The organism is Variovorax sp. 01T439_2 (genome assembly GCF_056398445.1).
Genome location: NZ_JBFTPJ010000054.1, coordinates 1 through 12149 on the forward strand (window position 1 = coordinate 1; position 12149 = coordinate 12149).

General features: G+C 69.1%; 8 protein-coding genes. 6 read left to right on the forward strand and 2 right to left on the reverse strand.

Annotation, left to right across the window (positions count from 1 at the left end):
• Positions 1–881: TonB-dependent receptor (locus AC1DOC_RS04495; RefSeq protein WP_478129451.1), on the forward strand; the 881-nt coding region annotated here is incomplete at its 5' end.
• Between the two features lie 19 nt (positions 882–900).
• Here the strand turns inward: AC1DOC_RS04495 and AC1DOC_RS04500 are convergent.
• On the reverse strand, positions 901–2991 hold the full coding sequence (locus tag AC1DOC_RS04500) for a sensor histidine kinase (RefSeq protein WP_436311664.1): 2091 nt from the start codon (positions 2989–2991) through the stop codon (positions 901–903).
• 28 nt (positions 2992–3019) lie between these two features.
• Here AC1DOC_RS04500 and AC1DOC_RS04505 point away from each other — a divergent pair, with 28 nt between their 5' ends.
• On the forward strand, positions 3020–3733 hold the full coding sequence (locus AC1DOC_RS04505) for a response regulator transcription factor (RefSeq protein WP_015867370.1): 714 nt from the start codon (positions 3020–3022) through the stop codon (positions 3731–3733).
• Between the two features lie 130 nt (positions 3734–3863).
• A complete protein-coding gene (locus AC1DOC_RS04510; protein ID WP_436311663.1) occupies positions 3864–4679 on the forward strand; it encodes a helix-turn-helix domain-containing protein in 816 nt (271 codons plus the stop codon).
• A 96-nt stretch (positions 4680–4775) separates the two neighbouring features.
• Here the strand turns inward: AC1DOC_RS04510 and AC1DOC_RS04515 are convergent, their stop codons facing one another.
• Positions 4776–5609: a response regulator transcription factor gene (locus tag AC1DOC_RS04515; RefSeq protein WP_436311826.1), complete on the reverse strand. Its 834-nt coding sequence runs from the start codon at positions 5607–5609 to the stop codon at positions 4776–4778.
• Between the two features lie 398 nt (positions 5610–6007).
• On the opposite strand from AC1DOC_RS04515, the gene AC1DOC_RS04520 reads away from it, so the two are divergent.
• The 3 genes from AC1DOC_RS04520 to AC1DOC_RS04530 form a co-directional block, all read left to right on the forward strand.
• A complete protein-coding gene (locus AC1DOC_RS04520; protein ID WP_478129452.1) occupies positions 6008–9502 on the forward strand; it encodes a tandem-95 repeat protein in 3495 nt (1164 codons plus the stop codon).
• 72 nt (positions 9503–9574) lie between these two features.
• Entirely contained in the window at positions 9575–10909 is a 1335-nt protein-coding gene (locus tag AC1DOC_RS04525) for a TolC family outer membrane protein (protein WP_436311661.1), read from the forward strand.
• Positions 10906–12149, forward strand: a 1244-nt coding sequence (locus AC1DOC_RS04530; RefSeq protein ID WP_478129453.1) for an ABC transporter transmembrane domain-containing protein, incomplete at its 3' end; no start/stop codon positions are given. The genes AC1DOC_RS04525 and AC1DOC_RS04530, both read left to right, overlap by 4 nt.

Sequence of the window (12149 nt, forward strand, 5' to 3'; positions counted from 1 at the left end):
GTGCCTACGACACGGGCCCCCTGGCCATCCGGAAGACCAGTCCGTCGGCGCTCCTGGGTGCGAGCTACCGGCTGGATGACGGCGCGATCGGCTACGCGAGCTTTTCGCACGGCGAGCGGTCGGGCGGGATCAATCTGGCGGGGCCGGGTGCCGCTCCCGGCCCGCTCGGCGCCTCGTCGCTGATCATCGGGCCCGAACGTGTCGACAGCCTGGACGTCGGCGTCAAGAGCAGCCTGTGGAATGATCGCCTGACACTGAACCTGAACGCCTTCCTGGCAGGCGTGCGCGGCTACCAGACGTCGATGTTCGTGCCTGCTGGCGCAGGCGCGGGCAACTACGTCGAGATCCTCACGAACGCGGGCGATCTCCGTAGCCGGGGACTGGAGCTGGATGCCACTGCGCGACCGGCGCGCGGGCTGACCGTGTGGGCCAACGCCGCCTTCAACGATGCACGCTATCAACGCTATGAGGACGCGCCTTGTCCGTCAGAACGCGCGTTCGTGCCGCAGGGGCGCTGCAGCCTGAGCGGACGGCAGGTTGCCGGAACGCCGCGCTGGACATTCAACATAGGCGCTGAATACCGCAGGCCCGTGAGCCCCACCACCCAGCACTTCGTTTCAGCGGCGTACGCGTGGCGGTCCGCACAGGACGGCACGCTCGACGGGTCGGTCCACTCGCGCATCCCGGCCTATGGCCTGCTGAACCTCGCCACCGGTTGGAAGGCCGCACGAGGCAATGAAATCTGGAGCATTTCGCTCTGGTTGCGCAACGCGCTCGACAAGAAGTATTTCCCGACCGTGGCCGCCACCGCGAACGGTGCCTACGTGGCATCGGTCGGGACGCGGCGCACCCTGGGACTGACAGTCCGGCTGGACTACTGACCTGTTTGGATTCCGCCGGTCATGTGACTTGTTCGAGCGGCGCAGCCGGAAGCACGAGGCGGAATGTCGACCCGCTGGTGCCTGTTTCGTGCAGTGTCACGTCGCCGCCATGGCGCATCGCGATCTCGCGCGACAGGTGAAGTCCCAGTCCAGTGCCGGCCACCGCGCTCGCGGTTTCGGCACGGAAATATTTCTCGAAGATGCGGGCCTTGTCGGCCATTGCGACTCCGGGTCCGCGGTCGATCACGTCGACCTGCACGATGCCGCCCGTGTGCCGCAGCACGACATGCACCGGTTGCTCCGGCGGCGAGTACTTCAATGCGTTCTGCATCAGGTTCTGCAGCGCGATCTCGAGCAGCGCTCGATCGCCGCGCACCTTCGGCAGGGGTTCGCGCACGTCGATGGACAGGCGCGAAGCGCCGGGAAAGTGGAAGCTCTCGCACAGGCCACGCGCGAGCGCCGCCATGTCAACGACTTCGAGGCGAAGCATCCGGTTCTCGGGCTGGAGGCGGTCGGCCAGCAGGATGTTCTCGATCAGCATGGTCAGGCGCTGCACGGCGCGCCGGATCCGCTCGGTGCGCTGCTTCACCACCGGCTCCCCGCCGAGCTTCGAGATGTCGAGCGATTGCGCCGCGCCGTCGATCACGGTCAAGGGCGTGCGGAACTCGTGCGACACCATCGAGACGAACTCGCGCTGCTGCACGATCGCCTGGCGCTCGACCTCGAGCGACTCACGCAGCCGGGCCTCCAGACGGGCGCGGGCCGCGATCTCCTCATGCAGCGCGGCATTGGTCTGCTGCAGTTCGGCGGTGCGTCGCACGACCGTGCCTTCGAGCGTCTGTTCGGCTTCCAGCCGCACTGCGAGCACGCGCTCGCGCTCGGCGCGGTAATCGCGCTCGGCGCGCCGGGTCCGGTCGGCCACGGCCACGTTCAGCAGGACGAGGTGGCACATGGTGCCGAGCCAATAGAGGCGATCAGGCGTCACGCCGGGCACCTGGTCGCCGAGCCAGAGCTTCAACAGCCCGTAGAGTCCCAGCACCGTTCCCACCGCGAAGGCCGAGGCGGGCAGCAGGTACTGGAACTGGCGCCGCACGAAGAGCAGGTAGCAGACGAAGACCGCGCCGAACGGCGTGGACGCGGCGCTGCCCGCGCTGACCCAGGGGGCGATGGCGGCGTGATGGCCGGCCAGGGCCAGCACGAACGCAACGAAGTTGTACACCACGACCGCGTTGAAGAAATGTGCCGCGGGCGGCCAATGGCGCCGAAACTGGAAGATGCGCGCCATGAACGCGGTACCCACCATGTTGAAGAAGCAATTGACGACCAGCAGCGTCTGCGCAACGCGCTCGGGGCGGTCGCCGAGGAACCACTGCGCTGCGAACCCCTGGCGGTTGACCGACAGAGCCGCGATGCAGAGCACGTACAGCGCGTAATGGGCGTAGAGCCCGTCCCGCAGCCAGGCCCCGAAGATCAGGTTCATGCAGACGGCGAGCAGGGCGGCGCCAAGCAGCACGCCCATGATGGTGTAGTCGGCCGTGCGGTCGCGCTCGAAGCCGGCAGGCTGCCACAGGTCCAGTTCGGCCCGCAGCGGCGGCCCGTCGTTGCGCAGCCGCAGGAAATAGACAGCCGGCTCGGTCGGCAGGTCGACCGGGAACGCGAAGTCGTGGTCGGGGATCTCGCGCGCCGCGAAAGGGCGGGCGTCGCCGAGCGGCGTCTCGACGAAGCCACCGCGCCCGTCAGGTTCATACAAGGTGGCTTCGTGGATGCGCGGCGGTCGCACGCGCAGCAGCCATCGCGCGGGCGCGTCGACCGTGCGCGCCAGCGAGAAGCGCAGCCACACAGCGTCGCGGCTGAAGCCTTCCTCCACCGGCCCTTCGAGCGGCGCGAAGCCGCTTCGCTGCGCGCCGCGCGCGACGTCGGCGATACGCCACCCGCCCGAGGGGTCGCGCTGGATCTCGAGGCCCCCGGAGAGTGGGATGCCGCGGCCGAGGCCATCGGAAGCCGACAGTACCAGCGCCCTGGCGGGCATTGCCAAGCACCACAGCAGCAGGAACAGAAGAACAAGCAGGCGGCCCGGACCCGCCCGGGTGGTTTCGACGTCGAGGCGCATTGGGACGCGACTTTATACTTTCCGCGCCATGCCATCCCCGAGCCCGCGTACCGGTCTTCTCGTCCATGTGATCGAGGACGACGAAGACATCCGTGCAGAAACCGTCTTCGCACTCGGAGAGCTCGGCTTCGACGCGGAGGGCTTCGGCGACGCCCCGTCGTTCTACAAGGCGTTCGCGGTCCAGCCCTGCGACATCGCGGTGGTGGACATCGGCTTGCCAGGCGAGAGCGGCCTCGCGGTCGTTTCACATCTGCGCGCAGTGCAGCGACGGCTCGGTCTGGTGCTGGTGACCGCGCGGGGCGAGCTCGAGGACCGGCTGCTCGGGCTGCGCGAAGGTGCAGACGCCTACCTGGTGAAGCCGGTGAACATGCTGGAATTGGCCGAGACGCTGAACGCCGTCGGTCGGCGACTCACGGTCGCACCGCAGGGGAACGCAGCGACCCTGCCGGCCGCACCCGCCGACTGGCGCCTGCTCGAGGGCGACTGGATCCTGGGTGACCCCGAAGGCCGGCAGATGGCGCTCACCACCAGCGAGCGCGCCTTCCTCGCCTGCCTTTTCGGGCAGCGCGGCACGGCGGCGAGCCGCGACGACCTGATCCGCGCGCTCGGTGGCGACGTGTTCGATTTCGACGAGCACCGCATCGATGCAATTGCCAGCCGGCTGCGGCGCAAGGCCGCGAAGCTCGGCATGCGCCTGCCGCTGCATTCGGTGCGCGGCACAGGGTACGTGCTCGCGATCTGACGCCGCCGGGGCTGCCGAGCTCGCAGGAGCCAGGCACACGGTCAGGAACCGTCAGAAAAGGTCAGGAAGGGCGCATGAAACAAACGATCGGGGCTTGCACCATGCGGCACGCGCAACGCGCCGCATCTTCATGTCCTACTGGTTCCAATCTTCCGAGCCTGCGCACATCATGGTCATCGACGACAGCGTCGAAGAGCTCCAGGTGCTGCTTGCCGCGCTGCGCGGCGCCGGCCATCGCATCAGCCTTGACTTCGACGCGCTCGGAGGCTACCGCCGCGCCGGGGTGCTGCAGCCGGACTTGATCCTGCTTGATGTGCACTTGGGGGCCACCAGCGGCTTCGAGGCGTGCCGGCTGCTGAAGGCGGACCCCACCACCGCGCACATCCCGGTGATTTTTCTCACCGCCGGTGCGACGCTCGAGGAGCGGCTGACCGGTCTGCGAGAGGGCGGCGTCGACTACATCCTCAAGCCCTTCGAACCCGAAGAGGTGCTGGTGCGCATCGCGGTCCATCTCGCGCTCGCACGCCGCGGCGCGGCGCCGCCCGACAGTGCCGCCGAGGCGCCCCGCAGGCCGCCGGCGTCCGAAGACGAAGCACCCCACGACCTGGACCGCGTGATCGCCAGGGCTGCGCAGCGGCTCATCGAGAGCGACCTTGCGAACATTCCACCGCTGCCGGCGCTCGCCGCACGCGTGGGCACGCACGAGAAGCGGCTGACGCGGGCGTTCCGCGCCCACACGGGGCGCACCGTGCTCGAGTTCGCGCGCGAGGAGCGGCTGTCGCGCGCGCAGCATCTGCTCGCCCAGACGCCGCTCAGCATCGACGACGTGGCGCATGCGATCGGGTTCTCGGGTGCCCCGAACTTCACGACGGCGTTCAAGGAACGCTTCGGCAGCACGCCTGCGGCGTTTCGGCGGCTGAGTCGCGACTGCGCGTGCGGCGCCTGAAAAGCAGCGTTCCGCTCAGCAGCGCAGACCCACAGCCACCGAGTCAAGCCCAGCAGCAAGCCGCTCGCCCCCCGGGGTGTGCATGCAGCGGGTGCGTCACGCGTCGGGGGCGCGGCGGCCCACGCCGGCCTGGCGGCAGGCGGATGGTGTGCAGTTGAAGTACTCGCGAAATGCCGTCGCAAAATTTGCGGCGCTCGAGAACCCCACCGCCGCGGCGATCTCCTCGATGCGCATGGCCGATTCGAGCAGCAGGCGGTGCGCCTCGTGCAGCCGTGCCTCGCGTACGAACTCGAAGACCGTGCGGTTCGCGAGTTCCTTGAACACGCGCGACAGGCGCTTCTCGTGCGTGCCCACGCGCGCAGCCAGTTCGCGCAGCGGCACTACATGGCTCAGGTCGGCGAGGATCAGTCGCTCCGCCGCCTGCATGAGCAGGCGGTCCGTGTCCGGGCCTGACGCGCCGTCATCGTTCGTCGCAGGGCGGTCGGGTGGGGACGCCGATGTTGTGGCAGGGGCAATGCGCGAGCTGCGGGATTCGGCCAGTGCCAGATGAATTTCGACCCGGGCCACCACCTCGGCCGGATCGAAGGGCTTCACGATGTAGTCCACCGCGCCGGCCCGCAGGCCCGTCAAACGCTCTTCCAGGCTGGCCGACGAGGTCAGGAAGATCACCGGAATGTCCGCCGTGGCCGGGTCAGCCTTCAGCAGGCGGCAGGCGGCGAACCCGTCGGTGCCGCCCAGGCCCACGTCGAGCAGCACCAGGTCCATCTGCAGCGCCGTCGCGCGCCGATAGCCCTCCATCGCGCCGGAAGCGTGGGTGATGCCGTAGCCGGCGCCCCGTAGCGTTTCCAGCAAGGGCTCGAGTTCGTCGACGCCTTCGTCGACCACCAGAAGATGAACGCTCCGGGGCTCCGGGGGTGACCAATATGACATGGCAGGAACGGACACGGCAGTGGGACCGCGCTCTTGGTTGAAGGCGATGAAACCAGGAATTAACTGGTAATCATTCTCACCATTGCCCGCCTGCTCCGGTCTTGCTCACCGGCGAATTGGCAGCTTTATCTCGCAATTTGTGTGAAGTATTCGACGTTTGGATACCTTTGTAAACGAATGTCCGATGCGGCAAAAGCGGCGACCTCTTCGGCAAAAGCCCGGCTCGCCCCCGGCACCAAGAATCCCGCCTCGTGCAAGCGCAAGCCGCGTGACCCGGTCGGGTCCTGCCGGCGAGTCCTCGAGAGCCCCGGCACTCGAGATTTCCCAATGTGCGACCCAGGTTGTTCGTCCAGGACGAAGGCGCCCCGGGGTCTGGAGTCAAGAAGCAAGGACAAATCATGGAAGCTGTTTACAAGTCTGGTGGTGCATCCCGCAAAGCGGCGGCAGACACTCCTCTGGTTCTGGATCGCCCATCGATCGTCTCGCTGAAGATCGCGCCCGAGAGCGTGCTCAAGTTCGAGCGTCGCGGCGACGATCTCGTGCTCGTGTTGCAGGGCGGCCAGGAAGTCGCCGTGCGCGGCTTCTTCGCCGAGTACCCCGACGGCGGCCGCAACGACCTCGTGCTCGAAGACGGCGCCGGCGTGCAGTGGTGGGGCCAGTACACCGCGCCCTGGAAAGACTTTCACTTCACCGAAATCGAATGGACCGACGCCGGCGCCGCGCTCCTGCCTGAGGGTGTGCCCGGCTGGCTGCTGGGTGCGCTCGGCGTGCTCGGCGTCGGTGCCGCCGCGAGCGGTGGTGGTGGCGGCGGCGGCGGTGGCAGCCCGGCCTTCATCCCGCCGCCGCTCCCGCCGCAGAACCGCGGCCCCGAAGGCAAGGCCGAGCCCGTCGCCACCGAGCAGGACAAGCCCATTTCCGGGCATGTGCAGGCCACCGACCCGGACCGCGACACGCTCAACTTCACCGTCGCCAAGGGCCCCGAGCACGGCACCGTCACCGTCGATCCGTCCACCGGCCAGTTCCTCTACACGCCCAATCCTGGCTACGAAGGTCCCGACAGCTTCGAAGTGACCGTCAGCGACGGCAGGGGCGGCACCACCACCGTGAAGGTGCCCGTGACCGTCTCGCCCGTCAACGACGCGCCCACGGCGCCCGACTACACCGAGACCACGCACGAAGACACGCCCGTGAGCGGCCGTGTGACCGGCAGCGACATGGACAGCGGCGACACGCTGACCTACACGAGGGGCAGCGATCCGGCCCATGGCACGGTCACGGTCAACCCGGATGGCACGTACACCTACACGCCCAATCCGGGCTTCAACGGCACGGACAGCTTCACGGTGACGGTGAGTGATGGCCACGGCGGCACGACGACGAGCACCGTGACCGTGACGATCGACCCCGTCAACGACGCCCCTGTGTTCGTCGACGGTGGCGGCACCCCGGTGAACACGACRGACGGCTACGTCTTCGGCTACGACGAGAACCGTCCTGCAGGCRCCGTGCTCGGCACSGTCCACGCCACCGACGCCGACAGYGCGACCGTCACCTACAGCATCCTCTCGGGCAACGACAACGGCTACTTCGCCATCGACCCGGTCACGGGCGAGATCAGCCTCACGCCGGCGGGCGCTGTGGCGTTCGCGAACGACTACGAGGCTGGCGCCAACGCGCACGCGCTGGTGGTCGGCGCGAACGACGGCACGGTCACSACGTMCATCCCCGTCACGCTCAAYGAGCAGAACCTCAACGAMGCRCCGACGGCGCCCGACGRCACCAAGACSACGAACGAAGACACGCCMGTSAGCGGCCARATCRTCGGMAGCGATGCTGATGGCGACACGCTGAGCTACGTGAAGGGCAGCGAYCCRGCCCATGGCACGGTSACGGTCAACGCCGAYGGCACGTACACMTACRYGCCCGGCGCCAACTTCAACGGCACSGACAGCTTCACCGTCACGGTGAGCGAYGGCCACGGCGGCACGACCACCACCACGGTGAACGTGACSGTCAACCCGGTGAACGACGCGCCCTCGGCCACGGTGACTGCGCCCGAGGCTGTCTCCGAAGGCAGCCTGCCCGGCGGCATTCCGGCTGCGGGAGAGCCGCCGCTGCAATCGACCGGCACCATTTCCATCGCGGACCCGGACAGCGCGGCCGGCGACCTGTCGGTGTCGCTGAGCGGCCCCAACGGCGTCACCTCCGGCGGCCAGCCGGTGACGTGGACCTGGGACGCGGGCACGCACACGCTCACGGGCAGCGTCGCCGTCGGCGGCGTCACCACCGAGGTGATGACCGTGGCCGTGGGCAATGCCACCGCCGCGGGCACGGGGCAGTTCGAGGCGGGCTACACCGTCACGCTGAAGGCGCCGATCGACCATCTGCCGGGCAACGGCGAAGGCGTGTCGAACCTGCACTTCGAAGCCGTGGTGAGCGATGGTCAGGCCAGCGGCGCGCCCGTGGGCTTCGACGTGCCCGTCAAGGACGACGCGCCGGTGCTCGTGAACGGCGAGCAGGCCGTCGACGTGGCGCCGATCGACACCAACCTCATGGTGATCCTGGACCTTTCCGGGAGCATGGGGCAGGAAACCCCGACACGCCTCAGCCGTGCGAAAGAGGCGATCCAGAATCTGATCGACGGCTACGACCTGTACGGCGACGTGCGGGTGCAGCTCGTCACCTTCAGCACCACCGGGGCGTCGCAGCAGGCCTGGATGACGGCGGCCGAAGCCAAGGCGCTGGTGCAGAACCTGCAGGCCGCTGGCAGCACCAACTACGACGCGGCCCTGGCTGCGGCGATGAACGGCTTCTCGGCCAGCGGCAAGCTGGACGGGGCCCAGAACGTGTCCTACTTCCTCACGGACGGCGAGCCGACGCTGGGCGACGGCAACACGGCGCAGTTGGCGAACAGCAGCAACAGCAGTACGGCCGACAGGGGCATCCAGGCCGGGGAAGAAGCGATCTGGACGAACTTCCTCAACACCCACCAGATCAACTCGTTCGCACTGGGCCTGGGCTCGAGCCTGAACGCGGAGGCACAGGCTTTCATCGACCCCATCGCCTACAACGGCAACACCGGCGCGAACACCAACGGCCAGATCATCACCGACACGAGCCAGCTGAACGACGTGCTGCAGGGCACGATCAGCGTGCCGCCCACGGTCAGCAACCTGCTGACCGGCGGCCTCGGCGGCTCGTCGGGCTTCGGCGCCGACGGCGGCCATGTGTCCGAGCTGAGCATCGACGGCACCACCTACGCCTTCGACAGCAGCACGGGCCTGATGACGAAGACCGGCCCCGCCGCCGGCAGCGACTACAGCTACGACGCGGCGACGCACCAGGTCACCATCGCCACGGCGCAGGGCGGCAAGCTGGTCGTGGACTTCGACTCGGGCGAGTTCAGCTACCAGGTGGCACCGCGCACCAGCGGCTCGCACAACTACGACGAGACCGTCAGCTACCAGGTGGTCGACCGCGACGGCGATGCGAGCAACGCGGCCACCCAGACGCTGCATGTCAACTACACGCCCAGCGCTGGTGCAGCGGGGGCGGCAGCGCTCTTCACCTCGGCCGACTCGCTCGGGCTGGCCGGCGTCGACGAAGTGACGGTGTCGCTCGAGCAGCAGCAACCGCAAGATGCGCCGCATTCCCCCTACGGCGACAGCCCGTGGGGCGGCACGCAGCTGTCCGACATGCTGCATGCCTACAACGCGGCCGAGTCGCTGCAGGCGCTGCTGCAGGCCGCGTTCCCGCCGGCCTTCGCGAGCACGCAGGCATCGCCCACGGTGCTGGCCCTGGCGTCATCGGCCGACTCGCTCACGGCCTACGCACCGCCCGTGGCCCCTTCGCTCGACGACGAGCTTCACATGGGCCTCGCGTTTCACCACTGACCGACCGGCGTGCCGGCGCCGCTTGCGGCGTCGACACCTGGTGGTCCACACGCTGTCCGCACGTTCTTACCCATGTCTGCTTCCCGTCTTCTTCCGTCCGCCGCCGCGGGCCTTTTCTTCCTGCTCGCCGGAACGGAGGCATTTGCGCAAGCGAGTGCCGCCACCCCGCTGGGCATGACCGAGGCGGTGCGCCTGGCCGCGACCTCGCACCCGACCGTGCGCAACGCCGTCGGGCAGGCGCTGCAGGCGGGCGAGGGCATTGCGGACGCCCGCTCGGGCTACTACCCGCAGGTCAGCGCGGGCCTCAGCGCACGCACGGGCAACCGCCAGCTCCAGACCGACGGTCGCCGCCAGGTGCACCAGGCCTCGCTGTCGGTGACCCAGATGCTGTACGACTTCGGCAAGGTGTCGAGCGCCGTGAACGAGGCCGAGGCCTCGGCCGCGGCCGCGCGCGCCAAGCTGCTGTTGGCGGTCGACGACGTGGTGCGCGACACCGCGCAGGCATGGATCGAAGTGCATCGCCAGCAGGCGCTCGGCGAAATCGCGCAGGCCCAGGTGAAGGGCGTGCAGTCGCTGGCGGGCCTGGTGGGCGAGCGCCAGGCCAAGGGCGCCACCAGCCAGTCCGACGTGGCACAGGCGCAGTCGCGCCTGGAGGCCGCGCGCGCCCAGCAACTCAACACCGCGTCCCAGACCGAGCGCTGGCGCCTCAACCTCATGCATCTGACCCAGGGCCGCATGCCGGTCGACATTGCCGGCGAAGCGTCGGCGCCGCTCGCGAGCGCCTGCGCCGCGCACCCGCAGACGGCCTTGCCCGCACCGACGGTGCAGATGGCGCAGGCCGAGCGCGACATGGCACAGGCCGCGCTGCGCGGTGCCGATGCGCAATTGCTGCCCACGCTGTCGCTCAACGCCGGCGTCAACCGGGCGCTCGAATCGGGCGCGCGGCTTGCCGGCCAGTCCGCCACCGAAAGCACGCTCACCGTGAACTTCAGCGCGCCGCTGTACGAAGGCGGGCGCAGCCAGGCCCGCCAGCGCGCCGCCTTGCACGCGGTCGAAGCGGCCGAGGCCGCGCTGGGTTATGCACAGCTCAACGTGCGGCAGCGGCTCGAGGATGCGCGCGTGCAATCGCAAGGCCACGCGCAGCGCCTGCCCGTGCTCGCCGCGCGCGTGCACAGCACGCAGCGCACGCGCGACCTGTACCGCGAGCAGTACCTGCAGCTGGGCACGCGCTCGCTGCTCGACCTGCTCAATGCCGAGCAGGAGTTCCACGGCGCGCGCTTCGAGCAGGCCGAGAGCGTGCACGAAGTGCAGCGCCTCGCGGTCGAGTGCCTGTACCAGTCGGGCCGCCTGCGTGAAGCCTTCGGGCTGGTCGATGCGGGCGAACTCGTCGCCGGAGGCCAGCCATGACCGCCACCACGATGCCCGAGCTTTCTGCCGCGCGCGGCCCCGAGCTGCTCGCCGGCTGGATCGACGCCGTGCTGGCCGTGGCCGCCCACTACCACCTGGACACCTCGCGCGAGCGCATCCGCGGCGCTGCCGCGTGGAGCGGCCACGAAGACATCGGCGAGCGCGTGCGCCAGATGGCCCGCCAGGCCGGGCTCACCGTGCGCCAGGTCGCGCCGCGCCTGGACACCCTGAGCCCCTGGCGGCTGCCCGTGGTGCTGCAATTGCGCGACGGACAGGTGGCCGTGGTCACCGCCATCTCGGCACAGGGCCTGCGCGTGATGCTCGGTGGCGACCAGGGCGCAGAAACCGTCTGCACGATCGACGAGCTGCAGCCCGCGCTCGAAGCCATGGCCGTGCTGCGGCCCGCGCAGTCCGCACCCGACTCGCGCGTCGATGCCTACATCCGCCCCGTCGAGCCGCACTGGCTGCGACAGATCGTGCTGGCGGACTGGCGGCCCTACGCCCACATCCTTGTCGCATCGCTCGCCTACAACCTGATGGCGCTGGCCGGCACGCTGTTCTCGATGCAGGTGTACGACCGCGTCGTGCCCGCGCAGTCGCTGCCCACGCTGCATGTGCTGTTCGGTGGCGTGCTGCTGTCGATTGCGTTCAGCTGGGTCATGCGCGGCGCGCGCATGCGCATCACCGACGTGGTGGGCAAGCGCGCCGACCTGCGCATTTCGGACCGCGTGTTCGGCCACGCGCTGCGCGTGCGCGGCTCGGCGCGCCCGCGCGCCACCGGCACCTTCATCTCGCAGCTGCGCGAGTTGGAGCCCGTGCGCGAAATGCTCACGTCGACCACCGTGGCGGCGGTGGCCGACCTGCCGTTCTTCTTCGTGTTCTGCGTGCTCTTCTGGTTCATTGCCGGCTGGCTCGTGCTCGTGCCGCTGGCCGCGTGCGTGCTGCTGCTCGTGCCCAGCCTGCTGGCGCAGCGGCGCCTGCGCGCACTGGCCCAGGCGGGCATGCGCGAATCGTCGCTGCGCAACGCCATGCTGGTCGAGGCCGTGCAGGGCATCGACGACATCAAGGTGCTGCAGGCCGAGCCGCGCTTCCAGAACCAGTGGAACCACTACAACGCCGTCAACGCCGACTCGGGCCTGCAACTGCGCGCGCTGCTCAACACCCTGAGCAACTGGACGCAGACCGTGCAGGGCGGCGCCTTTGCCTTCGTCGTGTTCTTCGGTGCGCCGCTGGTGATGGA

Bases quoted from the DNA above. Each gene is read 5' to 3' on its own strand.
- AC1DOC_RS04505 (WP_015867370.1), top strand. From the start codon at position 3,020: ATGCCATCCCCGAGCCCGCGTACCGGTCTTCTCGTCCATGTGATCGAG.
- AC1DOC_RS04515 (WP_436311826.1), bottom strand. From the start codon at position 5,609: ATGTCATATTGGTCACCCCCGGAGCCCCGGAGCGTTCATCTTCTGGTG.
- AC1DOC_RS04500 (WP_436311664.1), bottom strand. From the start codon at position 2,991: ATGCGCCTCGACGTCGAAACCACCCGGGCGGGTCCGGGCCGCCTGCTT.
- AC1DOC_RS04510 (WP_436311663.1), top strand. From the start codon at position 3,864: ATGTCCTACTGGTTCCAATCTTCCGAGCCTGCGCACATCATGGTCATC.
- AC1DOC_RS04525 (WP_436311661.1), top strand. From the start codon at position 9,575: ATGTCTGCTTCCCGTCTTCTTCCGTCCGCCGCCGCGGGCCTTTTCTTC.